Genomic DNA, 23,367 nt, shown 5'->3' with positions numbered 1-23,367 from the left:
TACTGATATTTGCAACTATTCTACGGTTACAGTTTCCAGATTCTCTTCGTTTCCTTCTACTGTTTCCGGTTCTTCGAACTGAACACTGCGGTAACGGTTCATACCCGTACCTGCAGGGATCAGCTTACCGATAATAACGTTCTCTTTCAGACCCAGCAATTTGTCGACTTTACCTTTGATTGCAGCATCGGTCAGGACACGAGTAGTCTCCTGGAAGGATGCAGCAGACAGGAAGGAATCTGTCTCCAGGGATGCTTTGGTAATACCGAGCAATACCGGTTTGGCAACAGCTGGCTCGCGATCTCCCATAATGGCCACTTTGTTGGCATCTTCATATTCGTAGATATCCACAAATGAGCCTGGCAGCAGCGTAGTTTCGCCGTTATCCACAATACGGATTTTGCGCAGCATCTGTCTGATCATAACTTCAACGTGCTTATCGTTGATTTCCACACCCTGGTTACGGTATACGCGCTGTACTTCCTGCAGGATGTAGTTCTGAACGCCGCGGATACCTTTGATACGCAGCATTTCTTTTGGATCGATGGAACCGTCTGTCAGCTCGTCCCCTGCTTCGATTTCCATGCCTTCTCTTACACGCAGGCGGGAACCGTAGGTAACGGAGTAGACTTTGGTTTCTGCTTCACCTTCGACTTCGATTTCACGACGGTCTTTGGCTTCGCGGATCTCTTTAACCACGCCATCGATTTCACTGATTGTCGCCTGACCTTTAGGGTTACGGGCTTCAAACAGCTCCTGGATACGCGGCAAACCTTGAGTGATATCATCTCCGGCTACACCACCGGTATGGAACGTACGCATTGTCAACTGAGTTCCTGGTTCACCGATGGACTGTGCTGCGATAATACCAACCGCTTCACCGATCTCAACGTGTTTACCAGTTGCCAGGTTACGACCGTAACATTTCTTACATACCCCGTGTCTTGTACGACAGCTCAGTACAGAACGGATCTGTACTTTGTTGACGCCAGCAGCCACGATAGCTTCAGCCTTGTCAGAATCAATCAGTTCATTGCGGCTAGCAAGAATCTCGCCTGTCTCCGGATGACGAACAGTCTCGAAGCAATAGCGTCCTTCCAGACGGTCATACAGATCTTCGATAACTTCTTTACCATCCTGGATACGACTAACGATAAATCCTTTGTCTGTTCCGCAATCATCTTCACGTACGATTACGTCCTGGGCTACGTCAACGAGACGACGAGTCAGATAACCGGAGTCAGCAGTACGAAGTGCTGTATCCGCCAGACCTTTACGCGCTCCGTGAGTAGACAGGAAGTACTCGAGGACTGTCAGACCTTCACGGAAGTTCGATTTGATTGGGAGCTCGATAATACGACCGGATGGGTTGGCCATCAGACCACGCATACCACCCAGCTGAGTAATCTGGGATTTGTTACCCCGCGCCTTGGAATCAACCATCAGCATGATGGAGTTATAACGATCCATCGATTTCATCAGGATGTCTGTCAGCTCGTCCTTCGTACGGGACCAGATTTCGATAACACGATCATAACGCTCTTCGTTCGTGATCAGACCACGACGATACTGGTTCGTGATAACTGCAACTTTTTTATCGGATTCAGCTAGCAATGCTGTTTTCTCCGGTGGAACAACAACGTCTGCCACACCAACGGTAATACCCGCACGAGTGGAATACGTGAAGCCCAGCTGCTTGATTTTATCCAGAATCACGGAAGTCAGTGTTGTATGGTAGACTTCGAAACAGCGTGCAATGATTGTACCGAGATATTCTTTGCCGATCGCGCCAGTTTGCGGAACTGCCTTCATGAATTCCAGTACGTTTGTACCTTTTTCATAGATGAAGTAGTGATCCGGGATACCCTGATACAGGTTGGCACGAGTCGGTTCATTGATATAAGGGAAAGACTCAGGGAAGATCTCGTTAAAGATAATCCGTCCGACAGTTGTGATCAACATACCGGATTGTTGTTTTTCCGTAAAGCTGGTTTTACCCAATGCTTTGGCAGGGATCGCTACACGTGCATGCAGGGACGCTGTTCCACGTTGATAAGCGGATACGGCTTCATTGACTGTACGCAGGATCATGCCGGCACCTTTGGCTTCCATATTATCCATAGTCAGATAATAAGAGCCAAGGACCATATCCTGGGAAGGTGTAACAACCGGCTTGCCGTCTTTAGGGTTCAAGATGTTACCGGATGCCAGCATCAGCAGGCGGGCTTCCGCTTGTGCTTCAGCAGACAATGGTACGTGAACCGCCATTTGGTCACCGTCAAAGTCAGCGTTATACGCTGTACATACGAGCGGGTGAAGACGGATTGCACGGCCTTCAACCAGAATAGGTTCGAATGCCTGGATACCGAGTCTATGCAGCGTCGGTGCGCGGTTCAGAAGAACTGGGTGTTCTTTGATTACTTCTTCCAGTACATCCCATACTTCTGGACTTACGCGTTCAACTTTGCGTTTTGCACTCTTAATGTTATGAGCCAGGCCTTTATTAACCAGCTCTTTCATTACGAATGGTTTGAACAGTTCCAGTGCCATTTCTTTTGGAAGACCACACTGGTACATTTTCAGGTAAGGACCTACGACGATAACGGAACGACCAGAATAATCGACACGTTTACCGAGCAAGTTCTGACGGAAACGACCCTGTTTACCTTTCAGCATATGGCTGAGGGATTTCAGAGGACGGTTACCTGGACCTGTTACCGGACGTCCGCGACGGCCGTTATCGATCAAGGCATCTACTGCTTCTTGCAGCATACGTTTCTCGTTCTGTACGATAATGTCAGGAGCACCCAGATCCAGCAGGCGCTTCAGACGGTTGTTCCGGTTAATTACACGACGATACAGGTCATTCAGGTCAGATGTCGCAAAACGTCCACCATCCAGCTGAACCATCGGGCGAATTTCCGGCGGGATTACCGGCAGAACATCCATGATCATCCAATCCGGAGAGTTGCCGGAATTACGGAAAGCTTCGATAACTTCAAGACGTTTGATCGCACGGTTACGACGTTGGCCTTGAGCGGTACGCAGCTCTTCACGCAGGAATTCCAGTTCTTTGTCCAGATCAAGGTCTTGAAGCAGTCGCTTGATCGCTTCTGCACCCATACCTGCATGGAATCCGTAGCCATACTTTTCACGGTAGCTGCGGTATTCTTTTTCAGAGAGAAGCTGTTTCTTTTCCAGTGGTGTCTCGCCTGGATCAGTAACAACATAAGATGCGAAGTAAATAACTTCTTCCAGGGATCTTGGAGACATATCGAGTGCAAGACCCATACGGCTCGGAATACCTTTGAAATACCAAATGTGGGATACAGGAGCTGCCAGCTCAATATGTCCCATACGTTCACGACGTACTTTGGCACGTGTTACTTCAACGCCACAACGGTCACAGACTACACCTTTGTAACGTACGCGCTTATATTTACCGCAATGACATTCCCAGTCTTTGGTTGGTCCGAAAATACGTTCACAGAACAGACCGTCTTTCTCTGGTTTAAGCGTACGGTAGTTGATTGTCTCCGGTTTTTTAACTTCTCCGCGGGACCAAGAACGAATTTTGTCTGGGGAAGCAAGCCCAATTTTCATAAATTCGAAATTGTTAACGTCTATCAAGAGACACCCCTCCTAAGGCCAAATCCTATTTATTGTAAAGCTCTGTATTCCGCACAAATCCCAACGCACCGTCTGATGAATGAGGATAGACCGGAAATGCTCCGGTCTACCTTCATCAGACAATGTTGGGAATCATGAATAAGTGATATTAATCTACGCCGACTTCTGAACCTTCAAGGTTGAGGCTCAGTTTATCATTGGTGTTCTCTTCCTCGTCATCCAGCTCTCTCATCTCAATTTCATTTTCATCTTCATTGAGAATCTTAACGTCCATACCCAAGCTTTGCAGCTCCTTGATCAATACTTTGAAAGATTCAGGAACGCCCGGTTCAGGAACGTTTTCGCCTTTCACGATGGATTCGTACGTTTTCACACGACCAACGACATCATCGGATTTGACAGTAAGGATCTCTTGCAGAGTATAAGCAGCGCCATAAGCTTCCAGCGCCCATACTTCCATCTCCCCGAAACGCTGACCACCGAACTGAGCTTTACCACCCAGCGGCTGTTGTGTAACGAGAGAGTAAGGACCTGTGGAACGAGCATGGATTTTATCATCAACCATGTGCGCCAGTTTGATCATGTGCATAACGCCGACTGTAACTTCACGCTCGAACTCGTCACCGGTTCTTCCATCGTAAAGGATAGTCTTACCGTTACGCTGCATACCAGCTTCTTCCATCGTATCGAATACATCATACTCATTCGCTCCGTCAAAGACCGGTGTAGCGACGTGAATACCAAGCTTCATCGCTGCCATACCGATATGGACTTCGAGAATCTGACCGATGTTCATACGGGAAGGTACGCCCAGTGGATTCAGTACTACCTGTACCGGTGTACCATCTGGCATAAACGGCATATCTTCTTCCGGCAGAATACGTGCAACGACACCTTTGTTACCGTGACGTCCCGCCATTTTATCGCCTTCGGAGATTTTACGTTTTTGCGCGATGTATACACGTACCAGATGATTTACACCTGGTGGCAACTCGTCGCCGTTTTCTCTGGTGAACACTTTAACGTCTACGACAATACCATCTGTACCGTGTGGTACGCGAAGGCTGGTGTCGCGAACTTCTCGTGCTTTTTCACCAAAGATCGCATGCAGTAGGCGTTCTTCTGCTGTCAGTTCGGTTACACCCTTAGGTGTTACTTTACCAACGAGAATATCGCCGGCAGCAATCTCGGCACCGATGCGGATGATACCGCGCTCGTCGAGATTTTTCAGTGCATCTTCACCCACGTTAGGAATATCGCGTGTGATTTCTTCCGGACCGAGCTTCGTATCACGAGCTTCGGATTCATATTCTTCAATATGGATGGAAGTGTACACATCTTCTTTTACGAGTTTCTCGCTCAGCAGGATCGCATCCTCGTAGTTATAACCTTCCCAGGTCATAAATGCTACGACTACGTTACGTCCCAGAGCGATCTCGCCCATCTCTGTGGATGGACCATCTGCCAGGATATCGCCTTTCTTCACAACGTCGCCCGTTTTAACGATTGGACGCTGATTGATGGCAGTACCTTGGTTAGATCTCATGAATTTGTGTAATTTATACTTAATGAGATCACCTTTAACTTCTTTGCCGTCTACAATCTCAATACGGCGCAGTGTAATCTCGCTAGCAGTAGAACGTTCGATGATACCGTCGTGTTTGGTTACGATACATACGCCGGAATCCTTGGCTGCTTTGTGTTCCATACCTGTACCGACAAGTGGTGCCTTAGGAATAAGCAAAGGTACCGCCTGACGCTGCATGTTGGAACCCATCAGAGCACGGTTGGAGTCATCGTTTTCCAGGAACGGAATCAATGCTGTCGCAACAGATACAACCTGTTTTGGAGATACGTCCATATAGTCAACACGTTCTCTTGGCATAGGAAGAATGTTATCGGCCTGTTTGTTGTAACGGCTGATTACCATTTCTTCTGCAAAAGTACCGTCTTCGTTCAGGACCGCATTCGCCTGAGCTACTACATAGTTGTCTTCCTCATCCGCAGTCAGGTAATCAATCTGATCAGTTACCCGATTGGTGTTCGGATCTACACGACGGTATGGTGCTTCGATGAAGCCATACTCATTGATACGTGCGAACGTGGACAGGGAGTTGATCAGACCGATGTTCGGTCCCTCTGGAGTCTCGATAGGACACATACGACCGTAGTGACTCGGATGTACGTCACGGACTTCAAAGCCTGCGCGCTCACGTGTCAGACCACCGGGTCCGAGGGCAGACAGACGACGTTTGTGCGTCAGTTCACCGAGCGGGTTGGTCTGATCCATAAACTGGGACAGCTGGGAGCTACCAAAGAACTCCTTGATGGATGCAATCACAGGACGTATGTTGATCAGTGCCTGTGGTGTAATCACGTTAGCGTCCTGAATGGACATTCTCTCGCGTACTACACGCTCCATACGGGACAGACCAATACGGAATTGGTTCTGCAGCAGTTCGCCTACAGAACGCAGACGACGGTTACCCAGATGGTCAATATCATCGGTATCGCCAATACCCTGAAGCAGGTTCAAGAAGTAACTGATCGATGCGATAATATCAGCCGGTGTAATATTCTTCACAGATTTATCAATGGTGCCGTTGGCAATCACCGATACGACTTTGCCATCTTCCAGCGGAGAGAAGACATTAATCGTCTGCATTGGAATATCATTGGCATCCAGTACGCCACCAGCTACATGATAAGTTTTGAAGTTCAGATCTCCTTCAAGGTAAGGCATGATCTCGTCAAGGAGACGACGATCTACTACCTGTCCGGCTTCTGCTACAATCTCACCTGTATTGGTATCAATCAGCGTCTCAGCCAGACGTTGGTTGAAGAGACGGTTTTTGATATGAAGCTTTTTGTTGATTTTGTAACGACCTACATTTGCAAGATCGTAGCGTTTTGGATCGAAGAAACGCGCTACAAGCAAGCTTTTGGCGTTATCAAGTGTTGGTGGCTCGCCCGGACGAAGACGCTCGTAAATCTCGATCAGCGCTTTCTCGGTAGAGTCGGTGTTATCTTTATCTAATGTATTACGGATATATTCGTCGTTGCCAAGCAGGTCCAGAATTTCAGCGTCGCTGCCGAATCCAAGTGCACGCAGCAGTACGGTTACCGGGATCTTACGAGTGCGGTCGATACGTACATAGACGATATCTTTTGCATCCATCTCCAGTTCCAACCATGCGCCACGGTTAGGAATAACGGTAGCAGTATATGATGTTTTACCATTTTTATCGACTTTAGTGCTGAAATAGACGCTGGGAGAGCGAACCAACTGGCTGACAATAACCCGTTCTGCACCGTTAATGATAAAGGTGCCGGTTTCCGTCATCAGCGGGAAATCACCCATGAATACTTCCTGCTCTTTGACTTCACCCGTTTCCTTGTTGATGAGACGGACTTTTACCCGCAGCGGAGCTGAATACGTAACGTCACGCTCTTTTGCATCGTCTACTGTGTATTTCGGCTCACCAAGGCTGTAGTCGATGAACTCGAGCACCAGATTGCCTGTAAAATCTTGAATTGGCGAGATATCCTGGAACATTTCACGCAATCCTTCATCCAAAAACCACTGATAAGATTTCTGTTGGATTTCGATCAGGTTAGGTACTTCAAGAACTTCGTTAATTCGTGCATAACTTCGCCGAGTGCGTCGACCATATTGAACAAGATGTCCTGCCAACTTATACTCACCCCTTAATGTCTACTCACTTAAAAATTTCATTGCGAACTGCTGTTTGGATCACGTATAATAGGTCCATACATAGAAGCGCACACCCACAAATAGAGAAAAGCTCTTATCGAATCTTCTCGAAAAAAGAGCACCATCAGCTATCAACGGATGTGACCCAGCAGCTCAGACGTATATTTCAGTTGAAATTAACTGAAATACCGATTATTATACGTTTAAGGACAAGATTAAACACCCTTATGGTACATAATTTTCGTAATTCTACAGAAAACTAAAGCCAAAAAGGGCATCTTAATACTGACATTTTGTAATGATAACACGTTAGCCTATTTAAGTCAACAGGCGTATTCACTGATTTTGCGTTTCCTAGTTTGTGTCAAGGTCTGTTCATCCTAGCCGATGAATAGGCCTTTTTTATTTGATCGCCTGGAAAATGCGATATCCTTTATCTTTGGTAACTTCCTCTACACTGGTGAACAACTCTTCCATTTTGGCTTTGGCCGAAGGAGCCCCCTGCTTTTTCTGGATAACGACCCATAGAGAGCCTCCATCCTTCAAATGAGTTGCTGCTTCTTCAAAGATCGCATGTACGGTTGATTTCCCTGCACGAATCGGCGGGTTGGTCAGCACTACATCAAACTTCTGTCCTTGAACAGCTGCAAACAAATCACTTTCCAGAATAGTTACATTCTCAATATGATTGAGCGTAGCATTCTCTTTGGCCAGCTGAACAGCACGTGCATTTACATCCAGCATGGTTACATGACCTTTTGTAGCCAGACATGCAGCAGACAGACCAATAGGCCCATAACCGCAACCTACATCCAGCACGTTGGAATCTTCACTTAGTGTAAGGGCATCAATGAGCACTCTGCTGCCATAATCTACTCCAGTTTTGGAAAAGACTCCGGCATCACTTATAAATTTGAAAGCCTTGCCCCGCAATTCCGCTTCAATAATACGGCGTTCATGCGCTGCGCCAGGCTGGCTGGAATAATAATGATCTCCCATATCATTCCTTCACCCTTTCTTGATAGTACCTGTTATACTGCTTTTGTTATAAAACAAACCCCTTGAACGGATTCAAGGGGTTTGTAAGAAAGAAGAGAAAATCTCTTATTTCAATTCTACAGATGCGCCTGCTTCTTCCAGCTTAGCTTTGATGGATTCAGCTTCTTCTTTAGCAATACCTTCTTTGATTGCTTTAGGAGCGTTATCTACTACTTCTTTAGCTTCTTTCAGACCCAGACCAGTTACTTCACGAACTGCTTTGATTACGTTGATTTTGGAAGCACCAGCGGAAGTCAGTACTACGTCAAATTCAGTTTGCTCAGCTTCTGCAGCTGCGCCGCCTGCTGCTGCTGCTGCTACTGGAGCTGCTGCAGTTACACCGAATTCTTCTTCGATTGCTTTTACCAGATCATTCAGTTCCAGTACAGTCATGCCTTTGATGGCTTCAAGGATTTGCTCGTGACTCATTTATAAACCCTCCATAATTGGTTGTATTTTGGTTTGGCTGATTACAGCCATTTTTTACGCCACTAGGGCGTGTGAGGAACAGTGTGCAAATTGCTTACGCGCTTTGCTCTTCTTTCTCGGATACTGCTTTAACTGCCAGTGCAAAGTTGCGAACTGGAGCTTGAAGTACGCTAAGCAGCATGGACAAGAGACCTTCGCGGGATGGCAGAGCTGCCAGTGCTTTGATTTCTTCTGCGCTTACTACGCGTCCTTCAACAACGCCGCCTTTCAATTCCAGAGCGTCATTCGTTTTAGCGAAATCGTTCAGAATTTTAGCCGGTGCTACTGCATCGTCTTTACTGAAAGCAATAGCGGTAGGACCGCTAAGTACTTCGTTCAGTTCAGTCAGGTCAGCAGATTCAGTGGCACGACGAACCAGTGTATTTTTCAATACTTGGAACTCGATACCAGCTTCACGCAGTTGCTTGCGCAGTTCTGTAACTTGAGCTACGTTCAGACCACGATAGTCAGCAACAACTGTAGTTACGCTCTCGCGCAATTTCGCTGCAACCACTTCTACCGCTTCCTGTTTTGCCTGGATTACTTTTGCGTTTGCCAAATTGGACACCTCCTGATCGTATTCTTGCTTTTCTCCATCCTCTTGCGATTCGGAAGAAAAGTTCCTACGGGCATTAAAAAAGCCCCCGCAGAATGACGAAGGCTTGACGGAGCGGATTCACCAGGCGCAGCAAGCTACGCGCTGAGTATCCGATATTCTATCATAACACCTCGGTAGGAAATTAAGCCTTTACGGGCACCTACTGTCTACGGTTAAACATATTCAAGTGTAATTGCAAGTACAACGTTCAAGCATAATTACAACTTTCACAGATTATCAAATATAAAGGTTGTTGTCAACCATTAATTATCTGTAAGTTGTTGCATTTACGCGTGCGCTTGGTCCCATTGTGGAAGATACCGCAATGTTCTTCAGGTAGATACCTTTTGCTGCAGCTGGTTTAGCACGGTTAAGAGCTTCAACCAGAGCTTGCAGGTTCTCATTCAATTGCTCTTCAGAGAACGATACTTTACCGATAGGCGCGTGAATTTGTCCTGCTTTGTCCAGACGGTATTCGATTTTACCAGCTTTGATTTCTTGAACAGCTTTGGTAACGTCGAAAGTAACTGTACCTGCTTTAGGGTTAGGCATCAGACCTTTACCACCGAGCAGACGTCCCAGTTTACCAACTTCACTCATCATATCCGGCGTAGCTACGCAGACATCAAAGTCGAACCATCCTTGTTGGATTTTGTTGATCATGTCCTGATCGCCAACGAAGTCAGCACCAGCAGCTTCCGCTTCTTTTGCTTTTTCGCCTTTTGCGAATACGAGAACACGTTGAGTTTTACCAGTACCGTGCGGCAGTACTACGACGCCACGAACAGCCTGATCTTGTTTACGAGGGTCTACACCCAGACGTACTGCTGCTTCAACAGTTTCGTCGAATTTTGCAGTAGCTGCTTTTTTAACCAAAGCAACTGCTTCAGCCGGCTCGTAAGTTGCTTCGCTGTCAATCAGCTTAACAGCTTCCAAATATTTTTTACCATGTTTAGCCATTTGTTATTCCTCCTTTGTGGTATTAACGGATATTCCTCCCACATATGCGGAAAGCAATGTTTCCGCATAGACTGGATCCTGGCGGACACCAGTAAAAACTAATACAAATTAGTCTTCGATTGTGATACCCATGCTACGTGCTGTACCTTCAACCATCAGCATTGCTGCTTCGATAGAAGCTGCGTTCAGGTCAGGCATTTTTTGTTCTGCAATTTCACGAACTGCGGAACGTTTAACAACTGCGACTTTCTTCTTGTTCGGTTCGCCAGATCCTTTTTCGATCTTAGCAGCAACTTTCAGAAGAACTGCAGCCGGTGGAGTTTTTGTGATGAAAGTGAAAGAACGATCTTCAAACACTGTGATCTCAACCGGAATGATCAAACCTGCTTGATCTGCTGTGCGAGCGTTGAACTCTTTACAGAATGCCATGATGTTGACACCTGCTTGACCCAATGCCGGACCTACTGGAGGAGCCGGATTCGCTTTACCAGCTGGGATTTGCAGTTTTACCATTTTGATTACCTTTTTAGCCATGTAAAACACCTCCTTGCGAATAGTGGTAGACGGACATCGCTGCCCTCCCACGTAAAACGACGCATTCGACTTAAAACATCTGTCTCAAGCCTATGCGGTAAAACCGGAAACACCGGTTAGAATCTGAAATGATGACTCACTTCAAATCCCCGTGTCATCCTAGAAACCTGCTATATCTTTTCCACTTGAGTATAATCCAGCTCAAGCGGGGTTTCCCGTCCGAACATGTTAACATGTACTCTGAGCTTGCTCTTGTCTACCAAGATTTCTTCCACGGAGCCCACAAAATTCGCAAACGGTCCAACTTTGATGCGTACGGATTCTTTAACCTCGAAGTCAATATGCTCCTTCGGTTCTTCCATACCCATGTGTTTGAGAATCTGTTCCACTTCTTCCGGCAGCAACGCAGTCGGCTTGGAGCCTGAACCTGTCGAACCGACAAAGCCGGTTACACCAGGTGTATTGCGTACTACATACCAGGAATCATCAGTCTGGATCATTTCAACAAGAACATAACCCGGGTAAACTTTACGCATGACGGTTTTTTTCTTGCCGTCTTTGTTTACCAGTTCTTCTTCCATAGGAACAAGAACGCGGAAAATCTTGTCTTCCATGCCCATGGACTCAACGCGTTTTTCCAAATTGGCCTTGACCTTGTTTTCATACCCTGAATAAGTATGAACTACGTACCATCTTTTTTCCATATCAAGCCACCTGGAACCCTTCTTAAATTATCGCTTCGATCACAGCGGAAATGCCGATGTCTAGAACCCAAAAATAAACGGCGACAAACAATATCGTACCGATAACGATAAGAGTATAGTTGGTCAGCTCTTTACGATTAGGCCAGCGAACCTTTTTAAGTTCAGCCCAGCTTTCGGAGAAAAAGGAAAACACAGACTTAAAGCTTCGTGCCACGACTACACCTCCAAAAGACGATCTGGTTAAACGAAGAAAAGGGTCAGACCAAGAGCCTGTACCATTCTTCATCCCCATGCGGTCAGGGTGGTTACACTTGCTCATATAGCTGCCTTCGTCGCCATAAAGATTGACACACCTAAGAACAGGCGATTTCAGGCCTACCTGAAACACTTTATCACAGGGCTCTGTACGTGTCAACGAATATTCGTGTTTGTTTTTCAAAAAAATAACAATTCTTCTCGGCTTCTTTTCCAGACAGGATCGAATGATTTTGTTGTTATTACTTACTGCCATATTACAGGGTGAACGACAGCGCTGTGCAAAATAAAAAAGACTCTATATGCAGAGTCTTCACTTGGTTGCCAGGAGTCTAGTTATCACGTACTTCGAGGTAACGCTCAAGCTTGCGTTTGACACGCTGAAGCGCATTATCGATAGATTTGACATGTCTGCAGAGATCGACAGCGATCTCCTGATAAGAGCGTCCATCGAGATACAGCATCAGTACTTTGCGTTCCAGATCACTCAGAATTTCGGACATTTTGTCTTCCAGACCGGTGAACTCCTCTTTGTTAATAACCAATTCTTCCGGATCGGATACCTGTGAGCCACAAATGACATCAAGCAGTGTACGGTCGGAATCTTCGTCATAGATCGGTTTGTCCAGAGATACATACGAGTTCAGTGGAATATGCTTTTGCCGTGTAGCCGTCTTGATCGCAGTAATGATCTGACGGGTAATACACAATTCAGCAAATACCTTGAACGAAGACATCTTATCGTTTTTGAAATCACGAATGGATTTGTACAGGCCGATCATGCCTTCCTGTACGATATCTTCACGATCTGCACCAATAAGAAAATAAGACCGGGCTTTTGCACGTACAAAATTTTTGTACTTGGTAATCAAGTACTCCAAGGCTTCGGAATCGCCTTGCCGGACGGCTTCTACAAGATCTTCATCGCTCTGGTAATCGTATGGTGACACCATGATATCTTTGAGGTCGACACTCACAAACAATCCCTCCGGTTGCAACGCAAGGTCTCCGTTACCCTATAAAATATAGCCCAAGTATATATTATGTAACCTCACATCGTCAACCGTATTTGTCGCCTCTAACGCCGTTGTTACAGCATTTTCAGCCTTTTTTTTATAAAAGAGAACGCAGGTTCGCAAGTAAGCTGTCATTATAGTGACAACTCACTCTCCCCTGCGCCATTTTTCAAACAGATGCCGCTGCTGCGGATTCAGTTTGCCATCCAGTGTATTGCGTGAAGCATAATCCCTTTGTTCGCGTATGCGCTGCGCAATCTCCCTTTCGCTGATCTGCACTTCGATCAGCAGCTCACGGGCTGATACCCGTAGCGCTCCCTGACCAAAAACAACATGCTGCTCAGCCAGATCACTGGTGGCGACATAGATTTGGCGGCGGCGGTGGGACAACTCACCGACAAAGCGTTCGATCGCTTCATCGGCAGTTTCCTTTTCCTTGGTAAAGTACATCTCGACCTTGCCCTGTTCATAGGATTTGCCCAATCCCGGAACCCGGTAAGCATCAAAAACGGCAATGACCCTTCGCCCCGAATAAGCCTGATAATTAGCCAGACGTTCCAGTAGACGGTTGCGCGCCTCATTGAGGCCGATCTCCGACAATTCCACAAGCTCGGGCCAGGAACCGATCATATTGTAACCATCCACCAGAAGAACATCCCGCAGATCCGTCATACCTCTAACCGAGTGACTGCCGGCGGCGCAGTACTTCGTACATGACCACTCCTGCAGCTACTGAAGCATTGAGCGAGTTAATCTGTCCTTTCATCGGAAGCTGAACCAGTACATCGCACTTCTCCCGGATCAATCGGCCCATGCCTTTGCCTTCATTACCGATAACGATAGCTACCGGACCATTGAAAATATCCGTTTGATACAGATTGCTGTCTGTATCCACATCGGTTCCAACTACCCATACACCCTGTTCTTTGAGACGGTCAATCGTCTGTCCCAGATTGCTGACCCGGGCTACCGGTACATATTCCACGGCACCTGCTGATGTCTTGGATACAGTCGCTGTGATTCCTGCCGAGCGACGTTTTGGAATTACAACGCCATGTACACCGGTGCAATCGGCTGTACGCAGGATCGAGCCGAGGTTATGCGGATCTTCGATCTCGTCCAGCAGCAGAATAAAGGGAGCTTCTCCCTTAGACTGCGCAGCGGCAAGAATATCTTCAACTTCTGCATATTCGTATGGAGCAGCCTGGGCAATTACTCCCTGATGCTGTACACCCGGTACAAAGCTGTCCAGCTTGCGCTTATCCACATACTGGACAATGACTCCGCGCTGTTTGGCTTCGTCCATGATCGACTGTACCAGATTTTTTTGGGAACCTTCAGCGATCCATATTTTATTGATGCTTCTACCGGCACGAAGCGCTTCGGTAACCGAATGCTTGCCAGCAATATATTCTTCTTCCATGGTGTTTCCTCCTGTGGACTACATTATGCCTACTCATCCATTACCCTTTTTGAAGAGGAATGCTTCTGTGGCATACCGTGCCTATCTAAATAATGGATAAAGTCGTCTACGACTTTTGCTCCAAATGCTGAATCCCCTGGGTAATCAGCTCTTCAATACGTGCCTGCTCACCTTTGTAATACAGATATCCGAGCAGACATTCCCACGCCGTTGCATACCGATAATCGATAACACTGGCATTTTTCGGTACCGTACCGGATTTGGCATTGCGTCCCTGACGTACGACACTTGCTTCAGTCTCTGTCAGTAACGGCTCCAGATGCTGAAGCATCCGTGCCTGCGCGCCTGCCGAGACGAAACCGGTCGACAGACGGTGCAGATGATTGGGACGCAAGTTTTTGCCGGAAATCAGATATTGTCTTACTGCCACTTCATGAATGGCATCCCCCATATAGGCAAGAGCCAGCGGCGGCAGCTGCTCTGCCGGCTTGGATGGGGCAAATGGAAACCAGCCGTGCATATCATTATTTTCTGGAGGGTTCATCAATATCTCCTCCTGTTCATTTACGACGCCATCTCATGCCCTGAGGCGTGTCTTCCAGCATAATGCCCTGTGCAGACAGCAGATCACGGATTTCATCGGCTCTTGCCCAGTTTTTACTGCTGCGCGCTTCGATACGTTCAGCGATCAGCTGCTCGACTTCTTCATCCAGAAGCTGCTCTTCTTCCCAGTACAGACGCAGTACTTCGTTCATTTCGTCAAATACCTGCAGCAAAGCTTCCAGGGAAGCTTGTTGTACTACTTCACGCTGCAGCAGCAGATTGGCTTCATTCACCCATTCAAAAATCGCAGTGATTGCATCCGGTGTATTAAAATCATCCTGCATCTTCTCATGGAACAGACTGCGGATCGCCTCTACGCGGCTCACCAGTTCTGTATCCGCCGGAGAAGAAGTATCGGATGCGGACAGACGGTGCTTCACATTACTGACAGCATTGGCAATACGTTCAATACTGTTCTCAGCCTGTGTCATCGTATCATCTGTATAGTTAAGCGGATTGCGGTAGTGTGTCGACAGCATCAGATAACGAATAGCTGCAGGCTTGTGGTTCTTGCGCAGATCCTTGACCAGAATACCGTTCCCCAGAGACTTGGACATTTTCTCATCATCAATACGGATAAATCCGTTATGCATCCAGTAGTTGGATAATGGCTTGCCGGTTACCGATTCCGATTGTGCGCATTCGCACTCATGGTGCGGAAACTGCAGATCCTGTCCACCGCCATGAATATCGAGTGTATCTCCCAGATAGTGACGTGCCATAGCAGAGCATTCAATATGCCAGCCCGGACGTCCCTGTCCCCATGGACTCTCCCAGAAGATCTCGCCCGGCTTGGCTGCTTTCCAGAGTACAAAGTCTTCCGGATTTTCTTTGCGTTTGTCGACTTCGATCCGGATACCAAACTGCAGTTCATCCAGCTTCTGGTGGGACAGCTTGCCATAGGAAGCGAATTTGCGTGTACGGAAGTATACGTCGCCTTCTTTGGGATAGGCATAGCCCAGTTCAACCAGCTTATCGATAAATTGGACGATGATATCCATATTTTCCGTTACCCGTGGGTGAATCGTAGCACGGCGGATACCGAGACCTTCCAGATCTTCGAAATAGGCGGCAATAAAACGCTCTGCTACTTCGATAACCGTTGTATCCAGTTCTTCTGCCTTGCGGATCAGTTTGTCATCCACATCGGTGAAGTTAACTACATAGTCCACTTTGTACTGCTGATTCTCAAGATAGCTGCGTACTACATCAAAGAAAATCATGGGACGGGCATTACCGATATGAATATAGTCGTATACGGTAGGTCCGCATACGTACATTTTCACTTCACCTGGTGTCAGGCTGACAAATTGTTCTTTCATGCGAGTCATTGTGTTATAGATTTGCAATGGCATATTCTCATCCCTTCTCTGTGTCCATGTATATTGTGATGATTACGAAGAATGTCTGCTGCTATTCGGCTTGATTCCCTGTTCCATTTCCAGCTGCTTTTTGAGCTGTTCGATCTCCAGCTGCAGTTCAGCGAGTCTGGCGGCTACCGGATCGGGCATCTGATGGCTAAGTCGATCGGCTTTCTTGCCATCCTGAATTACAATTTTGCCGGGAATACCGACTACTGTACTGTTAGGAGGAACTTCCCGCAGCACAACGGAATTGGAACCAATATTGGAATTGGAGCCTACGGTAAAGGAACCCAGCACTTTGGCACCCGAACCGATCACGACATTATTGCCTATTGTCGGATGTCGTTTGCCTTTTTCCTTACCTGTACCACCGAGTGTTACGCCCTGATAGATGACTACATCGTCTCCAATCTCGCAGGTCTCGCCAATCACGACCCCCATGCCATGATCGATGAACATACGGTTACCGATTGTTGCACCAGGATGAATCTCGATCCCTGTCATAAAGCGGCTTCCTTGAGAAATAATACGAGCGATCGTAAACCAGCGTTTACAGTAAAACCAGTGAGCCAGACGATGCGCCCAGATTGCATGCAATCCCGAATAGGTGAATATGACTTCAAACCAGCTGCGCGCTGCCGGATCATTATCGAACACAGCGCGAATATCGGACCTCATATTTTTCAGCATGACTTCTTCCCCTCTTTGGCTTGCGCCTCATTAAAAAACGCCCCCACAGCCGGTTAGGGCTGCAGAGGCGTCTTCTTACGCGGTTCCACTCTGCTTGGGCAGCCTCCTTGCTCCTGATCCCTTAAAAGGTCAGGTGGGGCTGTCCAACTTGTGCAGTCTGTAACGTGAGACCATACGGCAAAATCTACTGCTCTTCACATGCTTTCGTTCAAAATGAAGGAAAGAGCACGGAAAAGGTTCGACTTTGCAGCTCACAGGTGCATGTTCAGCCTGTCTGAAGTGGATGATTTCCAGCTACCTGTCATTACGCACAGGGTCATCCTCTCTGGGACTTCATATTCAGGCTTACTTTTCCTGATCAATGCCATTATATCGATATATTATACATTTAAGTTTTAAATTATCTGTCAGGTGATCATTATAACGGACTCTACCCGATTAAACAATATGAATTATGCAGCTGCGGCAAATTCCGACAACTCCTGGATAGCTTTGAACAGCTGCTTTGTACCAAATGGAAATCAGGATCCTTTGATCTGGGAAGCCAGACGTTCGATAACACGATCACGGCCAAGCAGATATACTGTATGGTTGAGATCGCGTCCATGCATTTCGCCTGTCAGTGCTACGCGGATTGGCATGAACAGCTGCTTGCCTTTATATCCAGTTTCTTTTTGTACTTCCTTGATCATTGCAGCTGCATGAGCAGGACTGAATTCCTCGGAAGAACGGATTTTGTTCAGCAATGCTTCCAGTACGGTTTTGACATGCTCTTCTCCCAGGATTTGCTGCTCTTCCTGACCAAGCTCTACATGGGTACGGAAGAACATTTCGGATAGTTCCACGATATCGGAAGCCGATACCATTTGCTCCTGATACAGAGCAACCAGATCATGTGCCCACTGCTGCTGCTCTTCGCTCAGTTCTGCCGGCAGACGTCCTGCTTTTTGCAGATGAGGAATCGCCATCGCTGCGATACGATCGGTATCGGCTTTTTTGATATACATATTGTTCAGATGCGCCAGCTTGTGGGTATCAAATACCGCCGGGCTCTTGGACAGACGCTTGGCATCAAAAATTTTGATCAGTTCTTCACGGGAGAAAATTTCTTCCTCGCCTTCCGGTGACCAACCCAGCAGCACGATAAAGTTAAACAGTGCTTCCGGCAAATACCCAAGCTGATCGTATTGCTCGATAAACTGGATAATAGACTCATCACGTTTGCTGAGCTTTTTGTGGTTTTCATTGACGATCAGTGTCATATGACCAAACTGTGGTGGTTCCCAGCCCAGTGCTTCGTAGATCATCAGTTGACGCGGTGTATTGGAGACATGGTCTTCCCCGCGCAGAACATGGGAGATCTTCATCAGGTAGTCGTCCAGTACAACCGCAAAGTTGTAGGTTGGAATACCGTCTTTTTTGACAATAACAAAGTCCCCGGTATCTTCCGTAGTAAACGAAATTTCGCCTTTGACAATATCATTGAATGTATAGGTCTTGTTCTCCGGTACACGGAAACGGATGCTAGGTACGCGTCCTTCCGCTTCAAATGCAGCACACTGCTCAGGTGTCAGATCGCGATGCTTGCCGGAGTAACGCGGAGTTTCTCCTTTGGCCATCTGCTCTTCACGTTCCTGCTCCAGCTCTTCCTCGGTGCAGTAACATTTGTAAGCCAGACCGCGGTCCAGCAGATTCTGCCAGTGTTCACGATAGATATCCAGACGCTCGGTCTGACGATACGGTCCGTATTCACCGCCAACATCAATACTCTCATCCCAATCGATACCCAGCCATTTCAGGTAAGAGAGTTGATTTTCTTCACCACCGGCTACGTTACGTTTTACATCCGTATCCTCGATGCGGATAATAAATTTGCCACCCTGACTGCGGGCGAACAGATAATTGAACAGTGCGGTACGGGCATTACCGATATGCAGATGTCCTGTAGGACTTGGTGCATAGCGTACGCGAACTTCATTAGACATAATAAATTTCCTCCTTAAACTTGATTACTCTTTGATCAGACATACAACAGCCTGTGCAGCGATACCCTCACCACGACCGGTGAATCCCAGCTGCTCGGTTGTTGTAGCCTTGACGTTAACCTGGTCAATCTCCGCATCCAGTGCTTTGGCAATAATTTCTACCATTTGCGGAATATAAGGCGCCATCTTTGGCTTCTGGGCAATGATGGTAGCATCTACATTACCCAGACGATAACCGCGTTCGCGGATCATTTTCCAGATATGCAGCAGCAGCTTGAGGCTATCGGCATCTTTGAATTCCGGATCGGTATCGGGAAAATGCTTGCCGATATCCCCCATGGCGAGTGCGCCCAGAATAGCATCGGTAATCGTATGCAGCAGTACATCCGCATCCGAATGCCCGAGCAACCCTTTATCATAAGGAATAGTCACGCCGCCGATAATACATGGCCGTCCCTCTACCAGTTGGTGTACATCAAATCCCTGACCTATGCGAATCATATGTGTCTCTCTCCTTTGCGTTCCAATAAATAAGCAGCATAATCCAGATCATCCGGGGTAGTGATCTTTACATTCGTGTAACTGCCTTCCACGACAGCTACCGTCATTCCCAGACGCTCTACCAGCATGGCATCATCGGTCCCGCGGAAACCCTGCTGCTCAGCCTGCCGATGAGCGTCCAACAAATCGCTGCGCCGGAAGGTCTGTGGTGTCTGGATCGCCCACAGACTGCTGCGATCCGGCGTCCCGATAATTTGCTTGTCCGAATTGACCTGCTTGATCGTGTCCTTAACCGGAACAGCCAGCACAGAGGCGCCTACTTCAACTGCTACTTCATAACATTGCCGAATATGATCTTCGGTAACAAAAGGACGGACTCCATCATGTACCATAACCCACTCTGTGGTCAGATGCTGCAGGCCGTTCAAAACAGACTCCTGACGATCATGACCGCCGGCTGCCACATGAATAACCTTGGCCAAACCATATTGTCTGACCCAGTCCCTGCAGCGTTCCACATCCTCTGCTCCTGTAACCATAACGATCTCATTCACCATAGATGAACGTTCAAAAACCTCCAGCGTATGTATGATGATCGGCTTATCCTGAAGTTTCAGATACTGCTTGCTCTCTGTCGTGCCCATGCGTGAACCTTTGCCCGCTGCCACGACGATTACACCCGCCTTATTCGTCATAATCCCCATCCTCATCTTTCCAGTCCGCCATCCTGAATGCTTCCAGGACGTCTCAAATCCCATTCCTTAATAATATACCCGCTGCATCTACAGCACAACCTATTAGATGATCGCTATTGTCTCTACCCGATTCTGGGCAAAAACAGAAAGATATCGGCATCCTTTCATTTTCAATCTTCAATCGGAGATATGAGGTTTGGCAAATACCATTTTGCCATTGGCTGTCTGCAGTGCACTGGTGACCATGACTTCTATAGCCCGTCCCATATATTCACGCCCTTGCTCCACTACAATCATGGTACCATCATCCAGATAAGCAATTCCCTGGCCCTGCTCTTTACCAGCCTTGGTAACCGAGACAACAAGCAGCTGTCCGGCGATAAGCTGCTGCTTCAACATCGAAGCCAGGTGATTGACATTCAAAACCCGAATCTGATGCAGCTCACTGATTTTCTGCAAATTGGTATCATTGGTCAGCAGTACCGCTTGGTGGCTTCGTGCCAATTGAACCAGTTTATCATCGGTACTCATGGCTTCCGGAAGTTCAGTATATAAAATATCCAACTGTTCCTGATCCAGCTGACGGAGCCTGTTTAACAGATCCAGTCCACGTTTTCCCCGCTGACGACGCAGCAGATCGGCAGAATCGGCAAGCATCTGCAGCTCATGCAGCACAAAATCCGGTATTAGCAATTTCCCTTCCAAAAAGCCTGCCTGAATAATATACTCAATTCTCCCATCGATAATAATATTGGTGTCCATTATTTTGGAAGAGACTACTTTGAGGGATCGTGGTTCTTCATGCCGTTCTTCGGATGCAGGAAGCGGAGAATCGGAATTCATTTTCTGACCTGGCCAGCCTGCGATTTCGGTAGCGTATATATAGCTCATACGCAGTCCAGCGTAACCAAATGCCAGCATAAGCAGCGATCTTATCATCTCGTATCCCTGCCCCCACCATGAGAAGATGAGAGCTCCTACTGCTCCTGTTACCCATCCGGCCAATATTCCCGCTGTTATAATCATTATTTGCTGGATAGATAGCGGCTCTCTTCTGTTCTTGCAGCTCTGCTGCCAACGTATCAGCAGACTACGGCAGATCCATACGAGCAAAAAAGCGATAACCAGTATTACAATTCCATCCAACACCATTTTTGCCGGTTGTCCTTCGCCTTGCAGCCAGCCGTTATTCCATTCTCTCCATTGCTCCAGCATATACCTGTCTCCTTTGCATTCATTCCAACTATTTGGACATAAAAAAAAGCATTTATTCTCTGTTACGCTAGAGAAATAAATGCTTCTTTATTCATCATATCATGCCAGCATCTTAACGAAGAGATTCTTTGGAAGAGTTGTCTTCGTCCTGATGCTTACGACGTCGGGTCAGCTGGCGTATATTTTGTTGGAAACCATACAATGCATACAGTGCCAGCGGCACAAAAATCAGTTTGGATACTTGATCCGGGAACATGATGGCGATAACAACCGCCACGATAACAACGAATGGAGCCAGCCATAATGCTTTGCGCGGGATACCCACTTTTTTGAAGTTGGGGTATTTCACACGGCTTACCATCAGGTAAGACAATATTAATGTGCTGATCACCATATAAGGCGTAGAGACTTCGTTATGGAATAAGGATAAAGTTGCCAGTACGCCGCCTGCTGCCGGAATTGGCAGACCGGTGAAGTATCCGGGCACTCCTGCTTTTACATTGAATCGTGCCAGACGCACTGCGCCGCACATTGGGAAAATCAACGAAGCTACGACAGCGAGCACCGGATTAATATCATAAAAGGAAATACTGTACATGATAATAATAGGCGCCACACCGAACGATACCAGATCAGACAGCGAATCGAGTTCTTTTCCCAGTTCACTCTGGGCATTAAGCGCTCTGGCCATACGACCATCCAGACCGTCCATTAACATTGCTACAATTACCATGATCGCTGCCAGACTATAGTTATCATTCAACGACAGTAAAATAGCCACCATTCCAAGTCCCAGGTTAAACAGCGTACACAGGTTTGGAATTGATTTTGTTATCATTTTGTCACCTCAAAGATGGATATATTAACCAATTAACTTTACGATTCTAACGCTTTTAGATTTGTCTGTCAATAAATACTTGTTCCTGAATGCGTTCCAGACCTGCACGAATCGTTCTTGCCCGTACTTCACCAATGCCATCCACTTCATCCAGCTCTTCAATACTTGCCCCTATTACCTGATGCAGGGCTTCAAAACGCTCGACCAAATTGTGGATAATCACATTAGGCAATCTCGGAATCTTGTTCAATACACGATATCCGCGGGCATGCACCACTTCTTCCGACTGGGCAATCGCCACAGGATAACCCAGCATTTTGACAATCTGCGTGACATCCATGAGTTCATTATCGGTAATCCGCTTAAGGTTGTTTACAATTTCATTCAACTTGTCTTCACTGCAATCGCGTCCGTAGTCTTTGAGCAGCAATCGGAATTCTTCCTCCGTATTACCGACCATTTCTTCCATCTGCATGGAAATAAGGCGGCCTTCCGCACCAAGTTCCGTAATATAGCGGCTGATCTCGGTCTGAATGCGCAGTACCATCTCTACTCGCTGAATCACACCTGCTACCTCGGAGATCGTAACCATTTGTTCGAATTCGGAAGCCGTCAGGTTGGTCAGTGCCTGGCTCAATACGGCCTGATAACGTTCCAGCGTCTGGATCGCCTGATTGGCTTTGGTCAGGATAACACCGATCTCTTTGAGCGCATAACGCAAATTCCCTTTGTACAGCGTAATAATATTACGACGCTGCGAGATCGAAATAACGAGTTCTCCGGTCTGCTTGGCTACCCGTTCTGCCGTACGGTGGCGAATCCCCGTCTCAATCGAGGAGATGGAAGAATCCGGGATCAGTTGCGTATTCGCATAGAGAATCCGCTTCAGATCACCACTTAGAATAATGGCGCCATCCATTTTGGCCAACTCATACAAATAGTTGGGAGAAAATTCGCAATCGATGGAAAAGCCGCCATCTACTACTTCCATTAGCTGGGGAGTTGAGCCAACCACAATAAGTCCGCCCGTTTTGGCCCGCAATACGTTTTCGAGTCCATCCCGGAATGCTGTGCCTGGCGCTACCATTTTCAGCAGGCGATTGATTTTCTCTGCTTGACTGATTTCCTTCATCTA

The 23,367-nt window shown here is 47.2% G+C and carries 21 protein-coding genes and 2 other annotated features; all 21 genes read right to left on the bottom strand.

Annotation, left to right across the window (positions count from 1 at the left end):
• Positions 1–15: 15 nt before the first annotated feature.
• Positions 16–3,630 (bottom strand): DNA-directed RNA polymerase subunit beta', encoded by a 3,615-nt coding sequence (gene rpoC / locus WH46_RS06925; RefSeq protein ID WP_017815356.1) that lies wholly within the window; start codon positions 3,628–3,630, stop codon positions 16–18.
• A gap of 148 nt (positions 3,631–3,778) precedes the next feature.
• Positions 3,779–7,324, bottom strand: coding sequence for a DNA-directed RNA polymerase subunit beta (rpoB, locus tag WH46_RS06920; RefSeq protein WP_046226228.1), 3,546 nt, complete (start codon positions 7,322–7,324; stop codon positions 3,779–3,781).
• Positions 7,325–7,747: 423 nt separating this feature from the next.
• Positions 7,748–8,344, bottom strand: a complete 597-nt coding sequence (locus WH46_RS06915; RefSeq protein WP_046226227.1) for a class I SAM-dependent methyltransferase — start codon at positions 8,342–8,344, stop codon at positions 7,748–7,750.
• Between the two features lie 105 nt (positions 8,345–8,449).
• Positions 8,450–8,812, bottom strand: a complete 363-nt coding sequence (rplL, locus tag WH46_RS06910; RefSeq protein ID WP_017815353.1) for a 50S ribosomal protein L7/L12 — start codon at positions 8,810–8,812, stop codon at positions 8,450–8,452.
• 94 nt (positions 8,813–8,906) lie between these two features.
• Entirely contained in the window at positions 8,907–9,410 is a 504-nt protein-coding gene (gene rplJ, locus WH46_RS06905; RefSeq protein WP_017815352.1) for a 50S ribosomal protein L10, read from the bottom strand.
• A gap of 66 nt (positions 9,411–9,476) precedes the next feature.
• Positions 9,477–9,640 (bottom strand) — a sequence feature (ribosomal protein L10 leader region).
• Positions 9,641–9,716: 76 nt separating this feature from the next.
• Positions 9,717–10,409: a 50S ribosomal protein L1 gene (gene rplA, locus WH46_RS06900; RefSeq protein ID WP_017815351.1), complete on the bottom strand. Its 693-nt coding sequence runs from the start codon at positions 10,407–10,409 to the stop codon at positions 9,717–9,719.
• A 108-nt stretch (positions 10,410–10,517) separates the two neighbouring features.
• The gene (rplK, locus tag WH46_RS06895; RefSeq protein WP_026136396.1) at positions 10,518–10,943 is read right to left on the bottom strand and encodes a 50S ribosomal protein L11; all 426 of its coding nucleotides are present in this window, start codon (positions 10,941–10,943) and stop codon (positions 10,518–10,520) included.
• A gap of 170 nt (positions 10,944–11,113) precedes the next feature.
• Positions 11,114–11,647, bottom strand: a complete 534-nt coding sequence (gene nusG, locus WH46_RS06890) for a transcription termination/antitermination protein NusG (protein WP_017815349.1) — start codon at positions 11,645–11,647, stop codon at positions 11,114–11,116.
• 22 nt (positions 11,648–11,669) lie between these two features.
• The gene (gene secE / locus WH46_RS06885; protein ID WP_017815348.1) at positions 11,670–11,861 is read right to left on the bottom strand and encodes a preprotein translocase subunit SecE; all 192 of its coding nucleotides are present in this window, start codon (positions 11,859–11,861) and stop codon (positions 11,670–11,672) included.
• Positions 11,862–12,234: 373 nt separating this feature from the next.
• Positions 12,235–12,879 (bottom strand): RNA polymerase sporulation sigma factor SigH, encoded by a 645-nt coding sequence (sigH, locus tag WH46_RS06880; protein WP_017815347.1) that lies wholly within the window; start codon positions 12,877–12,879, stop codon positions 12,235–12,237.
• Positions 12,880–13,065: 186 nt separating this feature from the next.
• Complete coding sequence (locus WH46_RS06875; RefSeq protein ID WP_046226226.1) at positions 13,066–13,590, bottom strand: NYN domain-containing protein; 525 nt, start codon at positions 13,588–13,590, stop codon at positions 13,066–13,068.
• A 4-nt stretch (positions 13,591–13,594) separates the two neighbouring features.
• Positions 13,595–14,341 carry a 23S rRNA (guanosine(2251)-2'-O)-methyltransferase RlmB gene (gene rlmB / locus WH46_RS06870; protein WP_017815345.1) on the bottom strand — a complete coding sequence of 249 codons (747 nt, stop codon included), beginning with the start codon at positions 14,339–14,341 and terminating at the stop codon, positions 13,595–13,597.
• A 106-nt stretch (positions 14,342–14,447) separates the two neighbouring features.
• Positions 14,448–14,885 (bottom strand): Mini-ribonuclease 3, encoded by a 438-nt coding sequence (locus WH46_RS06865; RefSeq protein WP_046226225.1) that lies wholly within the window; start codon positions 14,883–14,885, stop codon positions 14,448–14,450.
• 16 nt (positions 14,886–14,901) lie between these two features.
• Positions 14,902–16,299 (bottom strand): cysteine--tRNA ligase, encoded by a 1,398-nt coding sequence (gene cysS / locus WH46_RS06860; RefSeq protein ID WP_046226224.1) that lies wholly within the window; start codon positions 16,297–16,299, stop codon positions 14,902–14,904.
• 39 nt (positions 16,300–16,338) lie between these two features.
• Positions 16,339–16,998 carry a serine O-acetyltransferase gene (gene cysE, locus WH46_RS06855; RefSeq protein ID WP_046226223.1) on the bottom strand — a complete coding sequence of 220 codons (660 nt, stop codon included), beginning with the start codon at positions 16,996–16,998 and terminating at the stop codon, positions 16,339–16,341.
• Between the two features lie 60 nt (positions 16,999–17,058).
• Positions 17,059–17,369 (bottom strand) — a binding site (T-box leader).
• A 150-nt stretch (positions 17,370–17,519) separates the two neighbouring features.
• Positions 17,520–18,983: a glutamate--tRNA ligase gene (gene gltX / locus WH46_RS06850; protein ID WP_046226222.1), complete on the bottom strand. Its 1,464-nt coding sequence runs from the start codon at positions 18,981–18,983 to the stop codon at positions 17,520–17,522.
• Positions 18,984–19,007: 24 nt separating this feature from the next.
• The gene (gene ispF / locus WH46_RS06845; protein WP_046226221.1) at positions 19,008–19,484 is read right to left on the bottom strand and encodes a 2-C-methyl-D-erythritol 2,4-cyclodiphosphate synthase; all 477 of its coding nucleotides are present in this window, start codon (positions 19,482–19,484) and stop codon (positions 19,008–19,010) included.
• Positions 19,481–20,179, bottom strand: coding sequence for a 2-C-methyl-D-erythritol 4-phosphate cytidylyltransferase (gene ispD / locus WH46_RS06840; protein WP_046226220.1), 699 nt, complete (start codon positions 20,177–20,179; stop codon positions 19,481–19,483). Before ispD ends, ispF begins: the two co-directional genes overlap by 4 nt.
• 177 nt (positions 20,180–20,356) lie before the next feature.
• Entirely contained in the window at positions 20,357–21,394 is a 1,038-nt protein-coding gene (locus WH46_RS06835; protein ID WP_052714148.1) for a PIN/TRAM domain-containing protein, read from the bottom strand.
• 112 nt (positions 21,395–21,506) lie between these two features.
• Positions 21,507–22,232 carry a CDP-diacylglycerol--serine O-phosphatidyltransferase gene (gene pssA, locus WH46_RS06830; protein WP_017815337.1) on the bottom strand — a complete coding sequence of 242 codons (726 nt, stop codon included), beginning with the start codon at positions 22,230–22,232 and terminating at the stop codon, positions 21,507–21,509.
• A 55-nt stretch (positions 22,233–22,287) separates the two neighbouring features.
• Complete coding sequence (gene disA / locus WH46_RS06825; RefSeq protein ID WP_046226219.1) at positions 22,288–23,364, bottom strand: DNA integrity scanning diadenylate cyclase DisA; 1,077 nt, start codon at positions 23,362–23,364, stop codon at positions 22,288–22,290.
• Between the last annotated feature and the right edge of the window lie 3 nt (positions 23,365–23,367).

This window comes from Paenibacillus dauci, from assembly GCF_000971985.1.
GTDB lineage: Bacteria > Bacillota > Bacilli > Paenibacillales > Paenibacillaceae > Saccharibacillus > Saccharibacillus dauci.
Note: the sequence above shows the minus strand (reverse complement) of the source record. Positions and strands in the feature narration are given on the sequence as shown.

Bases quoted from the DNA above. Each gene is read 5' to 3' on its own strand.
- WH46_RS06915 (WP_046226227.1), bottom strand. From the start codon at position 8,344: ATGGGAGATCATTATTATTCCAGCCAGCCTGGCGCAGCGCATGAACGC.
- rplL (WP_017815353.1), bottom strand. From the start codon at position 8,812: ATGAGTCACGAGCAAATCCTTGAAGCCATCAAAGGCATGACTGTACTG.
- rplA (WP_017815351.1), bottom strand. From the start codon at position 10,409: ATGGCTAAACATGGTAAAAAATATTTGGAAGCTGTTAAGCTGATTGAC.
- rplK (WP_026136396.1), bottom strand. From the start codon at position 10,943: ATGGCTAAAAAGGTAATCAAAATGGTAAAACTGCAAATCCCAGCTGGT.
- nusG (WP_017815349.1), bottom strand. From the start codon at position 11,647: ATGGAAAAAAGATGGTACGTAGTTCATACTTATTCAGGGTATGAAAAC.
- WH46_RS06875 (WP_046226226.1), bottom strand. From the start codon at position 13,590: ATGACGGATCTGCGGGATGTTCTTCTGGTGGATGGTTACAATATGATC.
- rlmB (WP_017815345.1), bottom strand. From the start codon at position 14,341: ATGGAAGAAGAATATATTGCTGGCAAGCATTCGGTTACCGAAGCGCTT.
- WH46_RS06865 (WP_046226225.1), bottom strand. From the start codon at position 14,885: ATGAACCCTCCAGAAAATAATGATATGCACGGCTGGTTTCCATTTGCC.
- cysS (WP_046226224.1), bottom strand. From the start codon at position 16,299: ATGCCATTGCAAATCTATAACACAATGACTCGCATGAAAGAACAATTT.
- cysE (WP_046226223.1), bottom strand. From the start codon at position 16,998: ATGCTGAAAAATATGAGGTCCGATATTCGCGCTGTGTTCGATAATGAT.
- gltX (WP_046226222.1), bottom strand. From the start codon at position 18,983: ATGTCTAATGAAGTTCGCGTACGCTATGCACCAAGTCCTACAGGACAT.
- ispF (WP_046226221.1), bottom strand. From the start codon at position 19,484: ATGATTCGCATAGGTCAGGGATTTGATGTACACCAACTGGTAGAGGGA.
- ispD (WP_046226220.1), bottom strand. From the start codon at position 20,179: ATGACGAATAAGGCGGGTGTAATCGTCGTGGCAGCGGGCAAAGGTTCA.
- WH46_RS06835 (WP_052714148.1), bottom strand. From the start codon at position 21,394: ATGCTGGAGCAATGGAGAGAATGGAATAACGGCTGGCTGCAAGGCGAA.
- pssA (WP_017815337.1), bottom strand. From the start codon at position 22,232: ATGATAACAAAATCAATTCCAAACCTGTGTACGCTGTTTAACCTGGGA.
- disA (WP_046226219.1), bottom strand. From the start codon at position 23,364: ATGAAGGAAATCAGTCAAGCAGAGAAAATCAATCGCCTGCTGAAAATG.